The following is a 22,551-nucleotide window of genomic DNA, read 5'->3' as shown; positions in this document are numbered from 1 at the left end:
ACTAATCAAATTCAAACTTTTATTTCGTCTCGTCCCAAAATAATATCAAAACCATTCTCATTTTTTAAGACATCATATCCATAAAAACCTAAACTTATCATAAACTTCTGTGATTCAGTATCTGCCCCTAGTACTCGCACGCTGTACTTAGGTCGCTCTAAATTACTTTCTAAATCTAAATACATTACATAACGAAGGAGATTATTAAATTTAATTTTTAGCTGTTTAATAGCAAAACTATTACTAATAAAACCTTTTATAGATGGATAGTTAGCAGGGGCAACCGTAGCACATACATGCTTATATCCCATTTCTTTAATCACTTGTAAATGTCTTTCAAGGAGCCTACTAAAAAGCCCCCTCTTTCTATGCTCTGGGTGTACAGCAAGCGGGCCCACTTGGGCAACTTGTAAAAGTTCCTCTTGTTTGATACCAATATCAGTACCTAAGTTCTCTTCATCTAAACCTGGAAAAGAGGCAATATGGAAACCGATTAATTGTTTCTTTTGAAAAAGTCCTAATACGCTATTCTCAATAGCTATTTGCTTATGAAAAAACGGTGTTGGCTCTGCATAATAACTTGTTGGGTCAGATAAGTTTTTAACTATGGTTTCCTGTAAATAAAGGATTTGAGCTATATGACTTTCATTTAAGACTTGGATATCATATTCGCTGCTGCCGTCGATTTTTGTTACATTTGCCATTGTTTTCAACCCTTTCATAAATATTAATTGTCTTGATTCATTTCAAACTTAACATAGAATTCAGTCCCATCATCTCCTGTTTTCACGCTAATTTTAGCGTTATGCCTAGCTGCGATGCTATAGCAAACAGGTAAACCTAAACCAGTACCATTTTCCTTTGTTGTTTGAAAAGGTATTCCAATATTTTCCAATATTTCGATTTTAATACCTGAACCTTGATCTGCAATAGCCATGACTACTGTATTCTCTTCACAGTACGTCCTTACTCTGACTTCTCCTTTCTCGTTCATTGCTTCTAATCCATTTCTCACCATATTAAGAATTACTTGCCTAATTTCTTTTTCATCAATCCACAAATCGGGGATCTCACTTAATTCTAATACAATACTCTTATTACTGATTCTAGCATCTGCCTCTATAAGAGGAACAATGGCTTCTATAACTTGATTTAGATTTGCATATTCGAGATTAACCGCTTTATTTTTGGCCAGGGATAAAAATTCGGTTATAATGCCATTGGCCCTGTCCAATTCTTCAATCATGATGTTGTAGAAAGAAGCATGAGGAGAATTATGCTCTTTCTTAAAAAGCATTTGCAGGAAGCCTCGTACCGTGGTCATCGGATTGCGTACTTCATGAGCAATCCCTGCTGCCATTTCTCCAATGATATTTAATCGATCGAGCCTAGCAATCTGCTTTTCAATTTCTTTTTGCCGAATCGTATTCAATAAAATCATTTCATTCTGCTGTTGGATTTTTTTAAAATTCGACTTTAACTTATCAGCCATCTCATTAAAAGCAATTGCTAAGATACCAAATTCATTCTTCCGTCCTGAAGGTACCCTAAATTCCAAATCTCCATTACTAAGAGCTGCAACGCCCTCTGTTAATTCACTGATTGGCTCTATCACATATTTTTTGGTGATCCAAAAAATTGAGCCTAAAATTAAAAATAGCATCACGATATAGGTAATAAAAATCGGTGTCATTATTTGGCTTACTTTTTCTGCTAATTCACTCTCATCAATAACGGCTATGGCCTTCCAACCTGATATAGGAGATCGATTAACAGAGACTAATTGTCTTTTACCATCAATATTGACATGGTATATCTGCCCATCATCTGCCAAATCAATTAACGCAGGTACACCAATTTCTATCGGAGTTTTCATCAACCATTCATTATGCTTAGAACAAGCAATAATTTTATTATTTTGACTTAACAAAATCACATAACCATTCGTACCAATTTTAAATTCTTCTATCCTTTTCCCTAATTCCTCTACATTCCAGCCAGCTACCACCACGCCAAGTGTCTTATTTTCGTATTGAACAGTTCGTGAAAATGCAACAACTATTTCTCCTGTCGTTTTCATGGCATAAGGGTCTGTTAAATAAGCGGTGCCTTTGTGATTCATTGCCTCTTGATACCACATTCGTGACCTGGGGTCATATCCTGGTTCTGTAAAAAAACCAGGATACTCTAAATATCCCCCTTGCTCTGTCCCTAATCCAAGAAGCATCATACGGGGAAATACACCCGAATAGTTGGCAACAAATTGATAGATCTTAGGGTCAATCATCTCAGGATTTTTTATTTGCCTTTCTCCCACGACCTTCATGACTTCCGCCGTTCGGTCATCCATTGCTAATAATGATATGGCCTCATAAACTGGTTTAATAGATCCATCATTAATCTTGTTATGTATTTTATTTAATACTTCATAAGTGTAATACTCAAAATTCTCATGTACCTGTCTCGTTATTACCTTCTCGATATAGAGTCCGCCAACAATGAATGGTACGATACAAACTAATAAAGTCCATAGTATAAACTGGAATCCGATAGATTGTTTTTTTATTTTCATAAGTACCTCAAAACAAGCTTAAGAATCATTTTTGTCGCCTCTCTTACCTTGCTTGAAAATTTCAATAGGAATTGCAATCTATGTAACTTTTTGTAAACTTCTCCGTTAATTTCAAATTTCCTTGTTTATAATGCTAAAAATTGTAGAAATTGGGTTAGTCACTAAAAAAAGCCAGTACCTTCACAGGTTACTGACCTTTTTCCATTTGAGATCTATTTTAACTGTAATTTTGCCAAGGCATCAGCCATAGCGGAATTAAACGGACCATCGTTTCCTTTACTTTGCTCTCTCATATATTTAGCTACTTCGCTCTTTGAACTTTTAGTGCTTTCTTTCTTTTTTCGTTCATTGAACGTAGAAAGTTTTTCTCGAAAACCGCAGCTGCAGACAAAGATCTGTCCTTCTCCTTCACCACGTAATTCCAATTTTTTATGACAAGTAGAACACCTAGCATTCGTTATGATGGAGAGATTTTTGCGATGTCCGCATTCTCGATCCTGACAAACTAACATTTTTCCCTTCTTGCCATTCACTTCTAGCATGAACTTTCCACATTCCGGGCATTTTGTTCTAGTAAGATTGTCGTGCCTAAACTTATCTTGGCTGTTTTTGATCTCACTTACTACCACTTGCGCATATTTTTTCATATCATTGATGAAGATATTTTTATTCAGGCTTCCTTTTGCGATATAGCCTAGTTTTTGTTCCCATTGAGCAGTCAGAGCTGGAGATTTTAATTCTTCTGGAACCAGTGCCAACAATTGTTTTCCTTTGGCAGTAATAAAAATATTTTTGCCATTTTTTTCGATTAAGAAGCTATTAAATAATTTTTCAATTATATCAGCCCTTGTTGCTACTGTTCCGAGACCACCTGTTTCGCCAATGGTTTTTTTCAAAGATTCACTTTCATTACTCATGTACTTAACAGGATTCTCCATAGCCGATAATAAGGTGCCTTCATTAAAAGGCGCAGGAGGTTTCGTCTCTCCTGTAGTAAGAACTACATTTGTAATTGAGATGGTGTCTCCTCGATTGATCTTAGGCAATAATTGTTCTACTACATCTTCTTTAGCTTCATCTTCTTCATTCACATGTTCATAAATTGCCTTCCAGCCTTGGGAAATGATTGTTTTCCCCGTAGCAATAAAGAATTCGCTGCCAATTTTAGCTTTCAGCGTGATTTGTTCATATTCAAAAGGCGGATATAAGGCTGCCAAAAACCGTTTTACGACTAGATCATAAATTTTTCTCTCCATATCACTCATGGAACTAAGCATCGGCATCTGTTCTGTTGGGATAATCGCATGATGATCAGAAACTTTATTATTATCAACAAAAGAGGAATTTCCTTTAATGGGTTTTTTAAAAATTTCCGAGGCAATTTGAGAATAAGGACCTACACTGCATGCTTTGACTCTGTCTTTTAAGGTATCTACAATATCCGTGGAAATATATCTCGAATCCGTACGCGGATAAGTCAGCACCTTATAATTTTCATACAATCTTTGCATAATAGACGTAGTTTCTTTTGGCGAAAAGCCAAATAAACGATTACCATCTCGCTGCAGTTCTGTTAAATCATATAACTGGGGAGAAAATTTCTTTTTATAAGATTTATCGATTTCCACCACTTCAGCACTTTTATTTCGAACCGTATTTAAGAGTGCTTCACAAACACTTTTGTCAAAGGTTCGTATATTTTTTGTATTTTTATCTTGCCAGATTAGTTTTAAATGATTGCTGCCAGTTGCACAAATTCCATAATATTCTTTTGGTTTAAAGGTTTTTATTTCCTCTTCTCTGGCTGCAATAATGGCTAACGTTGGCGTTTGTACTCTGCCGCAAGAAAGCTGGGCATTGTATTTGCATGTTAAAGCGCGAGTTGCATTAATTCCCACAAGCCAGTCCACCTCTGCCCGGGCAACGGCAGAAGCATAAAGACTCTCATATTCTTTTCCAGGTCTAAGTTTGCTAAAACCTTCCTGAATGGCTTTATCCGTAACAGAAGAAATCCACAGGCGCTTAATGGGTTTATTGATATGTGCCTTTTCAATTATCCAGCGGGCAACTAGCTCGCCCTCTCGTCCGGCATCTGTCGCAATTACAATCTCGCTTACATCTTTGCGCGTCATTTGTGTTTTTACCGTGTTGAACTGCTTGCCGCTTTGCTTAATGACAACCAATTTTAATTGTGAAGGCAGCATAGGCAAATCTTCTAACTTCCAGGATTTATACTTATCATCATACACCTCTGGGTCTGCCAAGGTTACTAAATGCCCCAATGCCCAGGTAACAATATGTTTTTCTCCTTCAAAATAGCCATTTTCTTTTCGATTACAACGTAGCACTCTGGCTAAATCCCGACCAACAGAAGGTTTTTCAGCTAACACTAATACTTTACTCATTATACAGTCCTTTCTCTATACAACCGCAAAACTTTTTACGAAACAAAGTTCTCTTGCAGGAGTTTATTTCCTTTTTATACAATCTATGCTTATATTACATCTTTTACACGTTATAAGTCAAAATGTACCCCAATTATACCTTCCTCGTTCAAGACAAGTCAAGAAATGGAAAACTGTCTTTACCTTAAGAATGATCATCGGGCAGAATTTAAGGAATAAAGTGAGGTGATGTTATGAGTGAAAATGTTAATCAAGAAATATTAGATAAACTGACTAAAGTCTGTATTTGCAAAGCCATTAGTAAAGCATCGATAAAAAAGATCATTGCCTCTGGAGCTGATACGTTAGAGAAAGTTCAAAAAGAATGCGGCGCTGGCTCTGGCCCCTGTGGCGGCAAGCGATGTACACCAAAAATCAAAGAACTCTTAGAGCTCTAATCATAAGGACGATACTAATAATCCTGGCATGTTTGAAACATGCCAGGATTATTAGTATCGTCCTATTTTTTTAAGATATTTGTTAAGGCATCGAAAAGACAAGGGTACTTAAAGGTATAGCCTTGCTGCAATAAACGCTTGGGATATACCTTCTGGCTTTTTAATAAGACCTCTTGCGCCATATCACCAAACAGTACCGTTGCTAAGAAAGCTGGAATACGAGTACGACTTTTACTCCCCAGCACTCTGCCTAAGAATTTCATAAATTCCTTCATAGTGACAGCATTGGGACTACAAGCATTATAAGCCCCTTGCCATTCTTCACACTCAACTGCCTGCAAAATCAAGTTCACAAGATCTTCGTAATGAATCCAAGACATCCATTGCTGCCCATCTCCAATATAACCGCCAACACCAAAACGAAAGGGGAAAATGACCTTTGGCAGCATGCCGCCGCCCATCCCAAGTACATGTCCAAAGCGTAAACGAAGGACACGTACGCCTAAACTTTCTGCTCGCAAAGCTTCTTCTTCCCAAGCACGGCATACTTCAGCTAAAAAGCCATGACCATTTCCACTGCTTTCTGTGAAGCGCTGCTTTGGATGAGAGCCATAATAGCCAATCGCAGATGCATTAATCAATACCTTCGGATAATCTAGTCCTCGCTTTTGATTCTGGAGGATACTATTAACAATACAGGATGTGACTTTTACTCGGCTATTCAAGATTTCTTCACGAACATCCCGATTCCATCGGCTGCCGGCTATGTTTTCACCTGCTAAATTAATAATACAGCTTGTCCTTGCAATCACCTCAGAAGTGAATAGCTTTCCTGGATCAGGAAGCTGAACTACGAAATCCCGTGAGTGATTTTTACTGTCACGAGAGACAATCTGAAACGAATTTCTCCGCGATATCAATTGTTTGACAACGGCTCGCCCTACAAAACCAGTCCCTCCGGTTATCAATAGATTCACCAGCTTTTCACTCCTTTAGCCATCTTACTTTGATTCCTTTCTACTCATCTAACCAAACTCCTCCATTAGGTATGTAAATGTAATAATCAAATCATTTTCCATCCTTTTATATATAAATTTTTAATCGTTAAGAAACTTCTTACCTCAACTGTCAGAGGAATATTGGTATAGAAATCATGTGGTAAATACACCGTAATTCCATCAATTTCATTCCTATTATACTCCTGATCATTTGGTGGATTTCCCAAATATACAGTGGGTCCAAAATCAACGCTGCCACAGCATAATCCAGTTGGGCCATTTTGGATCACATACACAGACTTTTTTTTAGTAAGAATATATTCCTTTGCTTCATCACTAATCCTCAACATACGCTTCCTATCCTCCCATAATTATGAGTAACTAAACGCTTCTTATCATGAGTCAAATTCAATGTAAGCAATATTTCGCGTCCTTTTGTCATTACGAACAGAGCAAAGAATCTCTTAACAAGCCTAGAGCCCTTCACTCTGTCGCAATGACAGATTGATCGTACTTCTTTCTACTATTTTATATCCCTCCCATTGCACTATCAATACTTGTTTTTACTGGAGCAATGGGCAGTATGAATATTCTTTTCCTGTATCATAATATCACATCTCTTATATACATCCTAACAACCATGATCCTCCAAAATAAAGTGCTGCTAAAATCAATAATAAAAAGATAAAGCTGCCAAAATTAAAACAGAGCAGACATACTAATAAAAAAATAATAGTAATACCAGAATGATCCATTACTAAACTGACCCACTCCATCCCTATTCCTCCCTCTTTTTCACTGCCCCTAGTTATGTATTATATGCACTGCAATCCTATTATGTTTTCAGCTGCCAGATAAAATATAACAAGCTTAAGGAAGACTTCGATGAGGCTGAGTACACTATGTGAATTTAACCTTCTTTATGCTGGAACTTTATGCTATTCTATATTTAGGAAACAAATCATAGGAGGCGAGATTATGACTCGTTTTAAGAAGGTGTTGCTTCTCATCACTTTTCTGCAGGTTACTCTTATTTTTAATCCCTTCTCAGCTCTTGCTTATAACACATATCATGTTGCTCTGCTGCCTTTAGCCAATACTGCGAACTGCCAAGATAAAGAAATCGTAGAATTGCTACAATCAAAAGTTACAAATAAATTTAAATTTCCCTTTTATGAAATCATTCCTGCCGAATCTGCAGCAGCAATACAACAAGATGCGCTAAAACCACTAAAAGATAAAGCAGCTATGAAAAAACTGGCGAAAGATCTTTCTGCGGATATCGTGATTGGAGTTGAACTTGTCCACGCTCAATCAACGACTGTAACCCCTCCCTTCTGGGGTCCTTATTCTGATGACGATGATACCTATTTAGATACCAGAGTTTTGATAAAATGTTATGCTTATTCTGCCAAAGATGATACATATTTGGCTTTAAAATCTTCTAACTCAGGCTTAGAGCCAATGAGAGTCGACACAAACCTTTACAACTCCGTGGAAAAAGCAATGGATGAACTGATTGGAAAATTACCTTATAAAAGGGTCCCCGACGACGCTCTCATACAGAGGGTGAATTAACGATTGCTTGGCTGTGCTCGCAATGACAAATTGAGGCAGCACGCTGCAATGATCAATAAACTTAAAATCATAGGAGTGCTTTATGAATACAATTACGAAAAGATGTATATGTTTATTTTCAATTCTGATGCTTACTGTATTTTCTCATATTGCCTTAGCAGCGGCAGATATTTCTCAAACCAATACCACCTTTCATATGACTGGCCAAGTAACAGCCCCTAGTATTCAAGGTTTTTACGGAATAATCGGAGATGATGGCGTAAAATACCAGCCGATCAATTTACCACGCAAATTTAAAAAAGACGGGCTCACCATTCAATTTGACACAAAGCTAAAGGCAAATACCATGAGTACCTTTCAATGGGGAAAGATTATAGAAGTCTCTAATGTAGCTCAAATTACTTCGTCCATTGCTCCTGAAGAGCGTAAAGCCATCCATTTATTATTAAAACGATTGGATGCATTTAATACAAAGGATTTAGAAAAACTGCAGGAAGTAGATATTGTATCTAGACAGCTTACTAAAGAACAATTTGATAGCTGGATCGCAAAATATGATCATTTTACCCTTTTATATGTTGCTATTTCAGATGCAGATTCTACTTCTATTACTGGTTCTTGTTATTATACACGTGAACTTGTAAACGGAATGACTCTTCATGGCAATACCGATTTAGCCGCTATGACCTTTACGCTATCACAAACGTCAAGTGGTTGGAAATTAACAGAATCAGGATCTTTATCTAATCAACCTATTCAATATAGTGCAGATACTTTTGCCGCTCTGAAGGAAAAATCCCTGAAAAAATATAATACCGAAAATCTGGCTACCCTCTGGCAATCGATTTAATACTCCAGCAACCAATATTACTCCTCTTACTCAAAAAAAACATATAAAATACCATGAGATAGTTGACCACGCAACTATCTCATGGTATTTTATATTTATATTACTTTGCGGTAAGTATGATTAGAGATCCTATAATGAAATTGATTGGAATGGCGAAACATGAAAAATAATATTGTAATCTTCTTCTTATCTTGTATAGGAGGAATCATCTTTTTTAGTGCTCATATCCCTCTTCCTTGGACTCTCGGCCCATTGGTGACTACCTTGCTTTGGAAGACAATTAGAAAGAAACCAATCCATTGGCCAAAATCAATACGCAATGCAGGTCTGATTGTTCTTGGCTATGCGATGGGCAGCCCCTTTACCCTTCAGGTAGGCCAGCAAATTTTAGATCAGCTCCCCGGTATGCTGTTAGCCACCTTCATTACTATGACAATGAGTCTCTTGGCAGGATGGTTTACTTGCCGCTTTACAGGCGTAGGGATCGTAAATGGTCTGGTTGGCAGCATACCAGGTGGACTTTCACAAATGGCTGTCATTTGTGAAGAAATTGATGGTGCCGATGTTGCCGTCGTTACTCTTATGCAAATAACCAGAGTACTAACTGTTGTCTTCGTTGTACCAATGCTGGCAATTTACGGTCTTTCAAATAATTCTACCCCTTTGCCGCTTTTTACCTCCACTGCCTCTTTGCAAGTTGAACAATTTTTGCCCTTTGGAATCGTGTGTATTGTTTCAGCCTTTTTAGCTAGGGTCATCAAGATTCCCACTCCTTATCTGATGGGACCTGTAATTGGAACCATCGCTCTTATCATCCAGGGTCATAGTGCTCCTCATTTACCTCAATATATCACAGCATTCGCACAGATACTTATTGGAATACGCATGGGAGCCGATATCACTTTTGAGGGATTAACGAATTGGAAATCCATTGTTTCATATAGTTTAGGAGGAGTCATTTTTGTCATTGCAGGTTCATTAGGAATTGATTATATACTAGTGAAGCTTTATGGAATTCCTTTTTTAACCGCTTTTATCAGTACTGCTCCCGGTGGTATCACAGAGATGGGACTCACTGCCATGACCGTTCATGCCGATGTTTCACTCGTTGTTGCTTATCAATTATTCCGCTTGTTATCCATGCTGCTTATTGGAATCCCCTTACTACGGTGGTGGTTAGGAAAAAAGTCAGTTCCTAAAGCCTTGCAGCCTACTCTCTAATATCAATGATAGTAATAAAACAGCAAGAATTGCCTAAGATTATCATCGTTCAGGCTAATTCTTGCTGTTTTATTACTATCATAATTATCATCTAGCGTCTTAATAACTTGCGTAACTTAGGTCCTAAAAGAAGCGCTATACTCAGTCCTACCCCCGACGTCATTAAAGAACTTGGTATATTACCTAACGCAGTGGCAAGACTACCTGTAACATACCACCAGGCCAGAATATATCCGCCTAAAGTCCAAACAGCAGCCAAAATACAGGCAAAAAAGGCGCGTACAAATAACTTACTAGTATTTGCTGTCGACTCTGGCCATAGCCCTTTAGCAACCCTACCTACGATTAAACCCGCAATTCCTTTAATGAGAAAAGACCATAATGTATAAGGAGAAAAGCCCATTAAAAGATCATAAAAGCCTGATCCAATCGCCCCAGCCAATCCTGCATACACACCGCCAAAAATAATCCCCATTGTATATAAAAATGCCGATCCTAAATGCACCATTGCCCCAACACCAAAAGGTATTTTTATGGTTGTGGCAATCGTACACATAGAAGAGAGTACACCAATAAATACGATGTCTCTTACATCTAATTTACGCTTGCAATTCATAAACTGAACCTCCCTATATTTCCTTTTTAGTCTTTTGGCTGAGTTTCTCGGCAAAGCCAAGGCAATACCTTTTCTACCAATACGCCTTCTCTGGGAGGAGTCTGAGCGGCAAAGGTGGTTTGAATAGAAAGCCTGACAAATTCAGCAGCTTGTTCCATGGCTGCCGATAGACAGTCCTGCTGCAACAAAGCCCCTACTAACACACTTGCAAAAATATCTCCTGTTCCAGGATATTTGGCTGGAATATAGTCACTATACACTTCACAGAAAGTATCTTGACTTCTGTCATATCCCAATGTAAGAATTTTATTATTCACATAAGGAATTCCTGTTATGACTACCTTAGATGGACCAAAATCAGCTAGATCCAAAAGCCAGTTTTTCATTTTCTTAGTATCATCAATTTTATCCTGATAACTTTCTCCCAGCAAAAAACATGCCTCGGTATAATTGGGTGTAACAATATCTGCTTTTCGAACTAAATCTCTCATTCGTTCCTGCATACGAGGCGTATAGATAGAATATAACTTCCCATCATCTCCCATAACTGGATCTACAACCACTAACGGATGGTTGGAAGAAAATTCATCAATAAAATGCTGTACTATATCAATTTGCTCTTCTGAAGCCAAAAAACCACTGTAAATACAATGAAAGTTAATCCCTTCTTTCTTCCAATGATGAAAAAAATTAGGCATATGACTTGTAAAATCGCAAAATGCTAATTCTTTGAAACCACCTAAGTGTGTACTTAATACAGCTGTTGGAAGAGGGCAAACTTGAATTCCCATTGCTGATAATACTGGACTAATAACTGTTAATGAGCAGCGTCCAAAGCAGGAAATATCATGAACAGCCGCCACTTTGGGCACATAATTTCTCATTATTTTCTCCTTCTAGCACAATCCCTGTATTCTTTACTACATCAAAATTTAGTATATCGCAAAAGAAAGCTGCCCGTCAATTTTGAAGGTACCGCCAGATTTCCTCCCTTTCCATTGGCTTACTAATTAGATAGCCCTGGATTTTATCACACTTCTTCTTCCGCAGGAAAAAACGCTGTCCTTCTGTTTCTACGCCTTCTGCTACTACTTTTAATTGCAATCTATGAGACAGTTCAATAATGGTTTCAATAATTGCTGCGTGAGCACTTTTTTTCATAGCATCAATCACGAAAGTTCGATCAATTTTGACTGTGTCAATTGGCAGTTCTTTGAGATAACTGAGTGAACTATATCCAGTTCCGAAATCATCAAGAGAAATTTGTACTCCCATTGCTCGCAAATGATGAAGTTTAGGAAGTGCTGCTTCAAATTTTTCAATCAGCAAGGTTTCAACAATTTCCAATTCCAGATAAGAACTTGGAAATCCTGTTTCATCTAAAACCTCTGCGACCTGATCTACAAAGTCAGTCTGTAAAAGTTCTTTTACAGACACATTTACTGCAATAGAAATATCTCGCCCATGATCTCGCAATTCTTTACCAAATAAACAGGCTGTCTTTAGAACCCATTTCCCCATACGAATAATCAATCCGCTTTCTTCTGCAACTGACATAAAGATTTCTGGAGAAACAAGCCCATGCTCTGGTCTATTCCACCGAATTAACGCCTCCAAACTAACAGTTTGACCGTTATGCAAATCTATGATGGGCTGATAATAAAGTACAAATTCTTCCTTTTCAAGGGCATCCCGTATCCCCTGCTCAATGCGCAGTTTTTCTAACATCTCATGCTCAAGTTTTTCTTGGAACCATACATAACAGCGTTTTCCGTCTCTTTTTGCTTGATGAAGAGCCAAATCTGCACTCCGCATAATCTGATCCGGTTTATTGCCATCTTTCGGATATATTGCAATGCCAATACTCGAAGTGACCATAAAGTAATTTTTATCTCCCCCAAAGGGCTGATCAATTGCCAAAGTAATATGCTGGGCTAAATTTTCAATGGTAGCAACATCTACAATGCCTTTTACCATCATAATAAATTCATCGCCACCCAAGCGAGCAACAAAATATTTTTTGGCAATTTGCTGCAGCCTTGATGCCACTTGTACAAGTAAGCGATCCCCATTCTCATAGCCAAAAGAATCATTTACAAGTTTAAAATTATCTAAGTCAATAAATAAAATAGCACCTTTTGCGTCTTTCTTTTCTAGCTCTGCCGATAAATGCTCAGCGATCGATGCCCTGTTAGGCAGATTGGTCAAGGAATCATAATACGCCATATGCTGAATTTGCAATTCACGCATCTTATTCTCCGTGATGTCTGTATAAGACCCTGCCATACGTATTGCAACACCCTGCTCATTAAACAAAGCCTTTCCCCTAGTTAATATCCATAGGTATTTACCAGCCTGCCCTTTTACACGATACTCCCATAAGTAGTCCTCTGTATTGCCTTTCAAATGTGCCTTTAGACTTTCACGGGTTTGCAGTTGGTCTTCTGGATGAATGCTTTTCCACCAGGATGCTAAGAAGTCCTCCTCTTCTTGTTCAGACCATCCTAATTTTTTCAGCCACCTCTTCGATATAACCATCTCTCCACTTTGAATATTCCAGTCCCATATCGCATCATTAGCCCCTTCTGTTGCTAACCGATAGCGCTCTTCGCTTATTTCAATTCGATTCTGTTTATCCCATAGCTCATCAAATTGAGCACGAAGTTCTTCCTCAGTACTGGCAAGCTGTTCATATAAACTTGTTAATTCTTCGTTACTGCTTGTTAGTTGCATTTCTGCTTGATAACGCCCTTGTTGCATACTATCGATTGCTCGAGCTACTTTCCCAATTTCATCTTTTTGCTTTAGCAGCGCTTCTGAAATGCGCAGCGTAAAATCTCCATTCGTTATTCTTTCCAAATGATGAACCACCTTCTCTAAAGGCTGGGTCATATATAATGTTATGAAGAAAGTTCCTCCAAAAGTACAAAGCAGCAAAAGCAAAACAAATACACCCGTGACAAGTGCGACATGCCGATATTTAGCAATGAGTACCGATTCGTCTATTACAGTAGCTATTTTCCAGCCTGTAACTAAAGAGGTCTGAAAATTGATATACACTTTTGTTCCATTAATCGTCGTTTCCAGAAAACCCTCTGGCTCATGCAATAATCTATAAAAATCACTAAACCCCATCTTACCGCTATTTTCTTGCAGGCTTTTCCCTTCTTCCATTGCTAAAACAGAGATATTCTGAAAGTGAAGATTTTTGTCAGGATGAGCTAATATAGTCCCATCTTTGGTAAACATAAATTGATAGCCTGAATTGCTTTGATTATTCTCCTCAATCATCTGCGAAAAATGATCCAAGCTAAGATCGATCCCCATTACACCAATCATCTTGCCATATTTATCTCTAATCGGATTGGTCGTACTGACAATAAAATTATCACCAAGATAGGATTGATATGGCTCTGAAATCATAATTCGATCCGGGTTCTTAATGGACTGCTGGTACCAGGAGCGTTTTCGCGGATCATATCCCGCCTTCCGAACCTTTGTAGCTGGCCATTGAATATACCCACCTGCTTCCGTTCCCATGTATACATAAGCTACATCCTGATGAGCCTTTGCATATCTAGAGAATTCTGTAAAAATACGGTGGTCAATCGAATCTCCTGGTTCTTGATAGGAAATCGGTACATCTACTTTTGCATCAATGTAAATCAATGCTGCACTTACTCCTTCGCTAACAGCAGGATGAGTGGACAGCATTTGCGTATCTTCTTCTATGCTTTTTAACATATTGGAAATCAAGTAATCCAATTGAGTCATTTGATTACTCGAGGCAAGTATCATTTCATCTTTTAATGAATTGGACATTTGTATGTACGTGCTAAATCCCAGAAGGAATAAAGGAACCATCGCTACCAACAGAAAGCTAATAATTAATTTTTCTCGGACTGTACGGAACATGATCATCTCTCCAGTCATCTACAATATGGCGTAAAAAGCTGCATCAGTAATAAAGACCTATACTTCTTATTATATTCCTATCGCTTTCCATAACTTCTATCCACACTACTTATTTTCCTTTGCTAGTGACTCTATAAATGAAATATAATGCCAATAAAAATCATGGATTCTATTAAAAGGTCTTTCGCCTCCTTTAGAGACAATACAACAAATCTAGCTACAAAGCTGCATAATGACAAAGGACTTCCACAATAAAAGGAGACTTGACTGTCGTCAAGTCTCCTTTTATTGCTTATTTGATTATTCCTTTAGATTGCAGCCATTCTTTGGCCACTGTCTTAGGGTCTTGTTTTTCCAAGTCTACCTTTGCATTTAGCTTAGCCATTTCTTTATCATCTAATTTTCCTGCCAGCAGTTTCAGAGCATCTGCAATTTCAGGATGCTTTTGCAACACATCGGCTCGTATAATGGGTGCTGCATAGTAAGGAGGGAAAAAGTTTTTATCATCTTTTAAGACTTTTAAATTAAATGCTGCAATTCGCCCATCTGTTGCAAATGCATCAATTACATCAACTTTCTTGTCACGTACTGCTGCATATGTTAAACCAGGATCCATACCGCTGGAAGCACCAAATTTAAATCCATATTTCTCTTCCAAACCTTTTTGACCATCGGCTCGTTCCAGAAACTCAGAAGTACATCCAAGCATAAGTCCCTCTGCCTTAGATGCCAGATCAGAAATACTCTGTATCCCTAAACGTTCCGCTTCATCACTGCGCATGGATAAGGTATAGGTATTGTTGAATCCGAAAGGGTCAAGCCAAACAATCTGCTTCTTCTCCTTGTACATCTTTTGTACTTTATCATAGGCAGCCTGTGGATCATTCATTGCGGGTTCCCCAAGAAGGTTTATGAGCGCTGTTCCCGTATACTCAGCATAGATGTCAATATCTCCACGCTCAATGGCTTGTGCTACAACGCTTGTTCCTCCAAGAAAAGCTTTTGTTTCAACTTTCACTTTGGTTTGATCTTCAATTACATATTTCATCATATAGACTAAAATATCTTGTTCTGTAAAGTTCTTTCCGCCAATTACAACTTTATTGCTCTCTTTTCCCGTTAGCAACGAGCAGCCAGTAAACACCATGACCATAAAAACACTAAGTAACAAAACAGCAATCTTTCTCATTCTATCATCTCCTTGTTTTATAATCTTTTTAATCCTTTTGGCTGTGTTTTATATTCCAAATGCTTTAGTGCAAAATCAAAAACAATTGCTAAAAAAGCAGCTGGTAGTGCTCCAGCTAAGATCAACGGGGAATTTGCCATGGCAATGCCGCGAAATATTAAATCTCCCAGTCCTCCAGCGCCAATCAGTGCTGCTAATGTAGCTACACCAATAATCAATACCGTTGCCGTCCGTATTCCTGCCATGATAACAGACAGAGCCATCGGCAGTTCCACCATAAACAGTACTTGCAATGATGTCATCCCCATACCCATACCGGCCTCCACAGCTGCAGGTGTTACCCCGACAATACCTGTATAGGTATTGCGAAGAATCGGCAACAACCCATATATAGTCAATGCGATAATAGCAGGCAATGTACCAATCCCAAGAAAGGGGATCATAAAACCGAGCAGCGCCAAACTAGGAATGGTTTGAAAGACTGCTGCCACACCAATAATCGGTTCTGCCCATTTTTTATGACGTGTCAGCAAAATGCCTAATGGAATGGCAATCAGATTGGCAATAAATAACGCAACAAATGTTAGTTGCAAATGTTCCCAAGAAGCTAACAAAATATCGTCATATCGAGTTTGAAAAATATTGAGTACATCCATTAACATAGAATCGCCCCTTTCTCAATTACTGGGCTACTCTCAGCTTCTTGGAACCGCTCAGCCATAACATCTACTAAGCTTGACCGAGTAATAACTCCAACCAATTCATTCTCCTCACTAACGACAGGAAGATAGGCAATATGATGTTTACTAATGATTTGTAATGCTTCTGCTAAAGACTGATTTACATGTATCTTATGAATAATAGGATTCTGTACATCTTTCAGCAGAATTTCTTCCTTCTGAAAGTTATTATGTATATCCCATACACTCACTTTTCCAAGTAATTTTTGCTTATAATCTACAATAAGCAACGTATCGACTTTCTGCTTTTTCATCTGCACGATAGCTTCGGCAAGTCCCTTGCTAGGACGAGCAGCAGCAGGTTTTACCATGATATTCTGAATAGATGGCAATATCTCTGTTTTTTGCAGCCGATTTGCACCAATAAACTCTTTGACAAATTCATTCCCAGGATGACGTAATATCTTTTCTGGGGTGTCCACTTGTACAATATTTCCATCTTTAACAATACAAATACGATTGGCAATCTTAATTGCTTCATCAATATCATGAGTAACAAAGATAATTGTCTTGGAAATTGCTTCTTGCAGCCGAACCAGCTCATCCTGCAGCTGCTCACGACTAATTGGGTCTAAGGCGCTAAATGGTTCATCCATTAAAATGATTGGAGGATCAGCAGCCATTGCACGAATGACTCCAATTCGCTGCTGCTGACCACCACTTAATTCATTAGGATAACGACTTCCGTACACTTCAGGGTCAAGATTGACCATACGAAGCAATTCATTAACACGCGCTACATAGGTATCCTTATCCCATTTCTTCAATTTTGGAACCAGAGCTACATTTTCAGCGATTGTCATATGAGGCAGTAAGCCAATATTTTGTATTACATAGCCAATATTTCTTCGCAGCTGTACAGGATCTAAATTACTAATATCGTCACCTTTTATAAAGATCTTTCCCTTTGTTGGCTCCACTAAACGATTAATCATTTTCATCGTTGTTGTTTTCCCGCAGCCACTTGGACCGATCAATACTAGTATTTCTCCTTCCTTGATATGTAGATTCAGACCATTTACTACTGTTCTCCCATTCTCATAGGTCTTAACTATATTTTCGAAACGTATCATAAAATCCCCCTCTTTCCTATTATCTTGTGCTCTAGTACCTTATCAGACCCTAAATCAGTGAATAATGACGGTCTATTCCTCGCCATTATCCTTTTTATTGCTGACAAGACACTAGTTACAAGATCTTCAAACTATAAGAGATTCTCATAGCATTTCTCAACTGACAACTTAAACTATATCATAAAATTGTTAGTTCTGCAATACACTAGCAATTCTTAACATTTTATAGAGTTGTTAGTTCTGCGAAATGATTTATCTTAATAGAATAAAAAATCCCTTGTTAAGCAACAGATATTCAGTCTGCTTAACAAGGGATTTTTTAATTTATTCTTGCAATACCGTATTTACTTTTTCTAGGATATCACCAGATCCAACCACAATTAGACGATCTCCGGCTTGTAAAAGCGCGCCTGACCCTGGAGATATGATGACTTCCATTCCTCTTCTGATTGCAATCAGTGTGGCACCTGTACGCTGCCACAGTCCAAGTTGAGCAACAGAACGCCCTACTGCACTGGCATTTTCAGAAACATACACCTCAACTGGGTTAAAGGGCTGTAAATTTCTCAGCCGATCCGTATAACGCGTAATTTGAACGATAATTTCATCAAAACGGTTGTTGATTTCGTTTTTCTTTTCCATTAAAAATTCCAGCTCTTGCTTTAAAGAATAAGCTGAATGCATGGATAGATGATGTCTTAAAAATTCCTCCGCCTGTTCTTGGGACTGTACTAAAATTTCTTTTCCTTGCGATACAGCAACAACATTTGCTTGCCCTAATAATCCCATGGCCTTGCGAATGGTTTCAGGAGAGACATTATACTGACTAGCCAGCAATGTACGTCCCGATATCTTATCACCAACAGCAAATTCACCATTAACAATCCGCTCCGCTACATCCATCGCAATGGACTCATATACGGGTACATTACTTTTCATTCTCATTTTTCGCCTCTGCTTTTACATATAAGTCCCTTTGTGCTAATAAGTTACACATCTCAACAATTTGTAATCATATACTATTCTAATCATGAAATCAAGATTTTTGTTTCTTTCTTGATGGTTCATGTTGGAAACAGTTCCATTCGGTCTTCCACTCCTACCTTTATTATAACATATTCTATCTTTCATCTATTTCTGTGAAAAAAATAACCTGACTCTCTTTTTGGAAAGTCAGATTACTCTGCATTCTTGTTCATTCTTTTGGGGAGTTTACCACATATACTTTTACCGGCTTTATGCCAAATTCAGTGGCTTTGTCTCGATTCATTATGGCAATATCAATTCGATTTCCTTTAATAGCACCGCCAGTATCTTCCGCTACCGCATATTCGCCATGTCCATCGGGGTATTCAACATATAAGCGTGAACCTAAAGGAATCACCTTTGGATCTACAGCAACAACGCCTGGACGAATGGTCGTTCCCAAATAAGTTTTATCACCCCATTGGTCGTTATCTAAAGGACCAGGAGAATAGGCAGTCGCTTTAATATCTAAGACTTTTTCATATTTACTAGGGGCACCTGACGCTTGTTCTTTTTCTGTGCTTTTTGGGGAATCAGATTTATCTTGCACCTTTTGCGAATCTTTTTTTGCTATCACTGACTTTTCCTTAGTTTTAGTTGAAATTGTCGGCGCTGCCTCCTTGGATGTTGGCTTACTTGCTAAATCTGGTTTTATTAAGGTATTTTTCTCTGTGGCTATTGGGGACGCTTTTTCAGCACTAGGTTGAACAGAAGTCTCCGCTCGATTTTGGGGAACTGAAGACTGAAAAGTTTTGAGCTGAGTTTTATTCGTTCTAAGATTTTCTCTAATGGTATTTTTGATCTTACTGCTGCTTCGTTTGCCTTTCTTCCCTTCCAAGCTCTTGATGCCGTTTTCATGTTCCATTTTTTCTGCACTGGCATCTCCTCGGGCGCTGCTTCCAACATTAGACTTCATTGCAGCATGTGCAGCAGAAACAGGTATACCAGGCAATAATGCCGATGAGATAAGAATTGCTCCTGCAAATGCTGCTGCAATATGCTTATATTTTCTTTTAAAATGTGAAATGCGTTTATGTGCTATATGTTTCATATGGATTGTCTCCTTTTTACAAGGTTATTATCCATAGTATTCACTGTTTTTTTTAGGCCATCCTTACCATTTCCAGGGAAAAATGCAAATACTCCATTCTATGCTTCTTGGAGTATCTGCATTTTTTCATTTACAATTTACTTGTTTTTATAAATCTTTTAAAGGCAGCTATTCCCTGCTCATTGCGTTTGAAGACGCCAGCATCTTCTAAAACCCGCATAAATTTAGCCGTTACTTCCTTTCTAAGAATATCTCCAATATTTTCGTTATTGGCTTGTTTTTGATACTTTTCACGCAGCTGTTCTGCCCAGGATCTATGATACTCTGCAATTTCATGTTGGTTACCGAGTATATATTTTTCTACTTCCTTAAGTTCAGGGATCAGTCTAGCAGGCAAGACTGCCAATCCCATCACTTCAATCAAACCAATATTCTCTTTCTTTATATGCTGCACATCGCTGTGAGGATGAAAGATTCCTAAGACATGTTCATCACTGGTACGATTATTGCGTAATACAAGATCCAATTCCAGTACATCATGCCGCTTTCTAGCTATGGGAGTAATCGTATTGTGTGGCGTTTTTCCTGTATAGGCATAAATATCTGCACTTGGATCATCATAATTTCTCCAAGACTCAAGAATACGGTCAGCAGCAGCTACCAACTCATCTGCCCTTTTACTTCTTAAACGAATAACAGACATGGGCCACTTCACAATTGCACCTTTCACATTGGGAAAGGACTGTAATGCAAAAAGATACTCATCTGCGGCTTTTGCCATAGCAAACTCATATCTGCCGCCTTGATAATGATCATGGGATAAAATAGATCCTCCTACAATTGGCAAGTCGGCATTAGAGCCGATAAAATAATGCGGAAACTGCTCTACAAAAGATACCAAACGCAACAGTCCCTGACGATCAATTTTCATATCACGATGTTCTTTAGAAAGCACAATACAATGCTCATTATAATAAACATAAGGTGAATATTGCAGATACCAAGGTTCACCAACCAAATTCAAATGAACCAAACGATGATTAGATCGAGCAGGGTGCCCGATTCGCCCTGCATAACCTTCATTCTCCACACACAGCAAACATTTTGGGTAATTTGTGCTTTTTATTCCCTTTTCCTTCATAATGTCTTTAGGGTTTTTTTCTGGCTTTGATAAGTTGATCGTAATGTCTAATGTTCCATACTCCGTTTGAGATTGATAATTAATGTTTTTGGCAATCCGCTTTGTTTGAATATAATTACTATTCTTGCTCAGTCCATAGAAGTAATCCGTTGCCATTACTGGATTCTTGTGATATTTTTCATAGAAACTCTTATTAACGGTGGAGGGCGTCGCCATAAAACAATTTACGATACGACTTGCTAGGATTTCTTTTTCATCAAACAAATCTTCAATGATACCATTTTCCCATGCATAGTCTACCAACTTTTCCAGCAAGTCAGGTATTGTATGTTCGTTCTCTTTAATTTTTTCAGGTATAATAAACTCATTCATTCCCAGAAGGCATAATATCTGATTTCTTACATATATTTCATCTTCCTGCTCAATAAATTTTAATGTTAATGCGTTATCAATCAATTGCTGAATTACTTGACAGATATTCATATTGATCTCCTTATTAATCATTATAGCCTTCTGGATGATTTTGATGCCAATTCCAAGCATCTGTAATGATTTGCTGGATTAAAGTACGTTTTGGCTGCCAACCTAGTATTTCTTTTGCCTTCGCTGCAGAAGCAATTAAGGTACTAGGATCGCCTGCTCTTCTTTCACCTATTTTAATTGGAATCGGATGTTTGGTGACTGCTCTTGCTGCTTCAACAATTTCCTTAACTGAAAAACCCTGGCTGCTGCCAAGATTGAAGATATCACTTTCACCTTGATTCCGTAAGTAATTCATTGCTAAAATGTGAGCTTCAATCAAATCTTCCACATGAATGTAATCACGAATGCAAGTCCCATCTTTTGTTTGATAGTCCTCACCAAAAATTGTTATATACTCTCTTTTACCTAATGCCACCTGCAGCACAAGGGGTATTAAATGGGTTTCAATTGCATGGTCTTCACCAATTCTTCCATCGCATCTAGCTCCTGCTACGTTAAAATAACGGAGAGATACATATTTAATACCATATGCAACATCACACCATTTCATTAATTTTTCCATGGCGAGCTTGCTTTCGCCATAAGGATTAGTTGGATTCGTCGGCATATCTTCTGTAATAGGTACCTGTTTGGGCTCGCCATAAGTTGCTGCCGTAGAAGAAAACACAATATTTTTAATATGAAATTCATTCATCGTTTCTAACAAAATTTGTGCTCCATACATGTTGTTATCAAAATATTTAAGAGGATTTTCCATGGATTCTCCTACCGTGGAACTAGCAGCAAAATGCATTACAGTATGAATGTCTTCTTTTGCAAATACATGCCTTAAAAACTCTTTATCACGAACATCTCCGTTATAAAAGGTTGCCTTAGAATGAACAGCTTGTTCATGACCAGTCTGCAAATTGTCAAGCACAACTACCTCATGCCCTTGTTCGACTAACTGATATACAGCATGTGAGCCAATATAACCTGCACCACCGAGAACTAAAATACTCATATTATGACCTCCTTGTTTATTTCCCTTGCTCCATCATCTATGCTTGCAACATAGAATGTTCCCCTATAGCCAATTCTTTCCTCATATTTTTTCCCAACTAGAGTAATAAAGGAATCGGTATGCCGTTGCTCAACAATTGCAATCGCACAACCGCCAAATCCTGCACCCGTCATACGTGCCCCTATTACACCAGGCTGCTCCCATGCAGCTTCCACCAATGTATCTAATTCTTTGCCTGTCACTTCATAATCAT

At 38.1% G+C, this 22,551-nt stretch carries 21 protein-coding genes; 4 read left to right on the top strand and 17 right to left on the bottom strand.

The annotated features are described in order from the left end of the window. Nucleotides 1-11 precede the first annotated feature (11 nt). From BMZ99_RS17230 to BMZ99_RS17220, 3 genes are all read right to left on the bottom strand, one after another. Entirely contained in the window at nt 12-704 is a 693-nt protein-coding gene (locus BMZ99_RS17230; protein ID WP_090940067.1) for a GNAT family N-acetyltransferase, read from the bottom strand. Between the two features lie 23 nt (nt 705-727). Beyond that, the gene (locus BMZ99_RS17225) at nt 728-2,572 is read right to left on the bottom strand and encodes an ATP-binding protein (RefSeq protein WP_090940066.1); all 1,845 of its coding nucleotides are present in this window, start codon (nt 2,570-2,572) and stop codon (nt 728-730) included. Nucleotides 2,573-2,784: 212 nt separating this feature from the next. Then, a complete protein-coding gene (locus BMZ99_RS17220) occupies nt 2,785-4,977 on the bottom strand; it encodes a DNA topoisomerase III (RefSeq protein WP_090940064.1) in 2,193 nt (730 codons plus the stop codon). A 233-nt stretch (nt 4,978-5,210) separates the two neighbouring features. Between BMZ99_RS17220 and BMZ99_RS17215 the strand changes: the two genes are divergently transcribed. After that, complete coding sequence (locus BMZ99_RS17215; RefSeq protein ID WP_090940063.1) at nt 5,211-5,414, top strand: (2Fe-2S)-binding protein; 204 nt, start codon at nt 5,211-5,213, stop codon at nt 5,412-5,414. A 62-nt stretch (nt 5,415-5,476) separates the two neighbouring features. Here BMZ99_RS17215 and BMZ99_RS17210 read toward each other — a convergent pair whose 3' ends face one another. The 3 genes from BMZ99_RS17210 to BMZ99_RS26415 form a co-directional block, all read right to left on the bottom strand. Further along, nucleotides 5,477-6,391: a TIGR01777 family oxidoreductase gene (locus BMZ99_RS17210; RefSeq protein ID WP_090940061.1), complete on the bottom strand. Its 915-nt coding sequence runs from the start codon at nt 6,389-6,391 to the stop codon at nt 5,477-5,479. A gap of 86 nt (nt 6,392-6,477) precedes the next feature. Then, on the bottom strand, nt 6,478-6,762 hold the full coding sequence (locus BMZ99_RS17205) for a CC/Se motif family (seleno)protein (RefSeq protein ID WP_090940059.1): 285 nt from the start codon (nt 6,760-6,762) through the stop codon (nt 6,478-6,480). A 270-nt stretch (nt 6,763-7,032) separates the two neighbouring features. Beyond that, nucleotides 7,033-7,188, bottom strand: coding sequence for a hypothetical protein (locus BMZ99_RS26415; RefSeq protein ID WP_175490596.1), 156 nt, complete (start codon nt 7,186-7,188; stop codon nt 7,033-7,035). Between the two features lie 202 nt (nt 7,189-7,390). Between BMZ99_RS26415 and BMZ99_RS17200 the strand changes: the two genes are divergently transcribed. The 3 genes from BMZ99_RS17200 to BMZ99_RS17190 all read left to right on the top strand — a co-directional run bounded on the left by BMZ99_RS17200 (nt 7,391) and on the right by BMZ99_RS17190 (nt 10,061). After that, complete coding sequence (locus tag BMZ99_RS17200) at nt 7,391-7,990, top strand: hypothetical protein (protein ID WP_090940057.1); 600 nt, start codon at nt 7,391-7,393, stop codon at nt 7,988-7,990. Nucleotides 7,991-8,072: 82 nt separating this feature from the next. Beyond that, nucleotides 8,073-8,840: a hypothetical protein gene (locus BMZ99_RS17195; RefSeq protein ID WP_090940056.1), complete on the top strand. Its 768-nt coding sequence runs from the start codon at nt 8,073-8,075 to the stop codon at nt 8,838-8,840. A gap of 159 nt (nt 8,841-8,999) precedes the next feature. Further along, nucleotides 9,000-10,061, top strand: a complete 1,062-nt coding sequence (locus tag BMZ99_RS17190) for an AbrB family transcriptional regulator (protein WP_090940054.1) — start codon at nt 9,000-9,002, stop codon at nt 10,059-10,061. Between the two features lie 91 nt (nt 10,062-10,152). On the opposite strand, the gene BMZ99_RS17185 is transcribed toward BMZ99_RS17190, so the two are convergent. The 11 genes from BMZ99_RS17185 to BMZ99_RS27095 form a co-directional block, all read right to left on the bottom strand. After that, nucleotides 10,153-10,677, bottom strand: a complete 525-nt coding sequence (locus BMZ99_RS17185; protein ID WP_090940052.1) for an ECF transporter S component — start codon at nt 10,675-10,677, stop codon at nt 10,153-10,155. 26 nt (nt 10,678-10,703) lie between these two features. After that, nucleotides 10,704-11,561, bottom strand: a complete 858-nt coding sequence (locus BMZ99_RS17180) for a pyridoxamine kinase (protein ID WP_090940050.1) — start codon at nt 11,559-11,561, stop codon at nt 10,704-10,706. Nucleotides 11,562-11,637: 76 nt separating this feature from the next. Next, complete coding sequence (locus BMZ99_RS17175) at nt 11,638-14,592, bottom strand: bifunctional diguanylate cyclase/phosphodiesterase (RefSeq protein ID WP_090940048.1); 2,955 nt, start codon at nt 14,590-14,592, stop codon at nt 11,638-11,640. A 292-nt stretch (nt 14,593-14,884) separates the two neighbouring features. After that, entirely contained in the window at nt 14,885-15,781 is an 897-nt protein-coding gene (locus BMZ99_RS17170) for an ABC transporter substrate-binding protein (protein ID WP_090940046.1), read from the bottom strand. 17 nt (nt 15,782-15,798) lie between these two features. Continuing rightward, nucleotides 15,799-16,443: an ABC transporter permease gene (locus tag BMZ99_RS17165; protein ID WP_090940044.1), complete on the bottom strand. Its 645-nt coding sequence runs from the start codon at nt 16,441-16,443 to the stop codon at nt 15,799-15,801. After that, the gene (locus BMZ99_RS17160; RefSeq protein ID WP_090940042.1) at nt 16,437-17,594 is read right to left on the bottom strand and encodes an ABC transporter ATP-binding protein; all 1,158 of its coding nucleotides are present in this window, start codon (nt 17,592-17,594) and stop codon (nt 16,437-16,439) included. Before BMZ99_RS17160 ends, BMZ99_RS17165 begins: the two co-directional genes overlap by 7 nt. A gap of 324 nt (nt 17,595-17,918) precedes the next feature. Continuing rightward, complete coding sequence (locus BMZ99_RS17155) at nt 17,919-18,533, bottom strand: TrkA C-terminal domain-containing protein (protein WP_245755029.1); 615 nt, start codon at nt 18,531-18,533, stop codon at nt 17,919-17,921. Nucleotides 18,534-18,789: 256 nt separating this feature from the next. After that, nucleotides 18,790-19,671, bottom strand: coding sequence for a 3D domain-containing protein (locus BMZ99_RS17150; RefSeq protein WP_090940038.1), 882 nt, complete (start codon nt 19,669-19,671; stop codon nt 18,790-18,792). A gap of 130 nt (nt 19,672-19,801) precedes the next feature. Then, nucleotides 19,802-21,295 (bottom strand): UDP-glucose--hexose-1-phosphate uridylyltransferase, encoded by a 1,494-nt coding sequence (galT, locus tag BMZ99_RS17145; protein ID WP_139214792.1) that lies wholly within the window; start codon nt 21,293-21,295, stop codon nt 19,802-19,804. A 13-nt stretch (nt 21,296-21,308) separates the two neighbouring features. Beyond that, nucleotides 21,309-22,298 carry a UDP-glucose 4-epimerase GalE gene (gene galE, locus BMZ99_RS17140; RefSeq protein ID WP_090940088.1) on the bottom strand — a complete coding sequence of 330 codons (990 nt, stop codon included), beginning with the start codon at nt 22,296-22,298 and terminating at the stop codon, nt 21,309-21,311. Next, on the bottom strand, nt 22,295-22,540 hold the full coding sequence (locus tag BMZ99_RS27095) for a hypothetical protein (protein WP_245755028.1): 246 nt from the start codon (nt 22,538-22,540) through the stop codon (nt 22,295-22,297). Before BMZ99_RS27095 ends, galE begins: the two co-directional genes overlap by 4 nt. Nucleotides 22,541-22,551 lie beyond the last annotated feature (11 nt).

Origin of the sequence: Pelosinus propionicus DSM 13327, from assembly GCF_900114615.1 — a bacterium.
Lineage (GTDB): Bacteria > Bacillota > Negativicutes > DSM-13327 > DSM-13327 > Pelosinus > Pelosinus propionicus.
The sequence above is the reverse complement of the archived record's forward strand: the minus strand, read 5'-3'. Positions and strand labels throughout refer to the sequence as shown.

Bases quoted from the DNA above. Each gene is read 5' to 3' on its own strand.
- BMZ99_RS17155 (WP_245755029.1), bottom strand. From the start codon at position 18,533: ATGAAAAGTAATGTACCCGTATATGAGTCCATTGCGATGGATGTAGCG.
- BMZ99_RS17150 (WP_090940038.1), bottom strand. From the start codon at position 19,671: ATGAAACATATAGCACATAAACGCATTTCACATTTTAAAAGAAAATAT.
- BMZ99_RS17175 (WP_090940048.1), bottom strand. From the start codon at position 14,592: ATGTTCCGTACAGTCCGAGAAAAATTAATTATTAGCTTTCTGTTGGTA.
- galT (WP_139214792.1), bottom strand. From the start codon at position 21,295: ATGAATATCTGTCAAGTAATTCAGCAATTGATTGATAACGCATTAACA.
- BMZ99_RS17225 (WP_090940066.1), bottom strand. From the start codon at position 2,572: ATGAAAATAAAAAAACAATCTATCGGATTCCAGTTTATACTATGGACT.
- BMZ99_RS17185 (WP_090940052.1), bottom strand. From the start codon at position 10,677: ATGAATTGCAAGCGTAAATTAGATGTAAGAGACATCGTATTTATTGGT.
- BMZ99_RS17190 (WP_090940054.1), top strand. From the start codon at position 9,000: ATGAAAAATAATATTGTAATCTTCTTCTTATCTTGTATAGGAGGAATC.
- BMZ99_RS26415 (WP_175490596.1), bottom strand. From the start codon at position 7,188: ATGGAGTGGGTCAGTTTAGTAATGGATCATTCTGGTATTACTATTATT.
- BMZ99_RS17205 (WP_090940059.1), bottom strand. From the start codon at position 6,762: ATGTTGAGGATTAGTGATGAAGCAAAGGAATATATTCTTACTAAAAAA.
- BMZ99_RS17220 (WP_090940064.1), bottom strand. From the start codon at position 4,977: ATGAGTAAAGTATTAGTGTTAGCTGAAAAACCTTCTGTTGGTCGGGAT.
- BMZ99_RS17165 (WP_090940044.1), bottom strand. From the start codon at position 16,443: ATGTTAATGGATGTACTCAATATTTTTCAAACTCGATATGACGATATT.
- BMZ99_RS17180 (WP_090940050.1), bottom strand. From the start codon at position 11,561: ATGAGAAATTATGTGCCCAAAGTGGCGGCTGTTCATGATATTTCCTGC.
- BMZ99_RS17230 (WP_090940067.1), bottom strand. From the start codon at position 704: ATGGCAAATGTAACAAAAATCGACGGCAGCAGCGAATATGATATCCAA.
- galE (WP_090940088.1), bottom strand. From the start codon at position 22,298: ATGAGTATTTTAGTTCTCGGTGGTGCAGGTTATATTGGCTCACATGCT.
- BMZ99_RS17200 (WP_090940057.1), top strand. From the start codon at position 7,391: ATGACTCGTTTTAAGAAGGTGTTGCTTCTCATCACTTTTCTGCAGGTT.
- BMZ99_RS17170 (WP_090940046.1), bottom strand. From the start codon at position 15,781: ATGAGAAAGATTGCTGTTTTGTTACTTAGTGTTTTTATGGTCATGGTG.
- BMZ99_RS17215 (WP_090940063.1), top strand. From the start codon at position 5,211: ATGAGTGAAAATGTTAATCAAGAAATATTAGATAAACTGACTAAAGTC.
- BMZ99_RS17195 (WP_090940056.1), top strand. From the start codon at position 8,073: ATGAATACAATTACGAAAAGATGTATATGTTTATTTTCAATTCTGATG.
- BMZ99_RS17160 (WP_090940042.1), bottom strand. From the start codon at position 17,594: ATGATACGTTTCGAAAATATAGTTAAGACCTATGAGAATGGGAGAACA.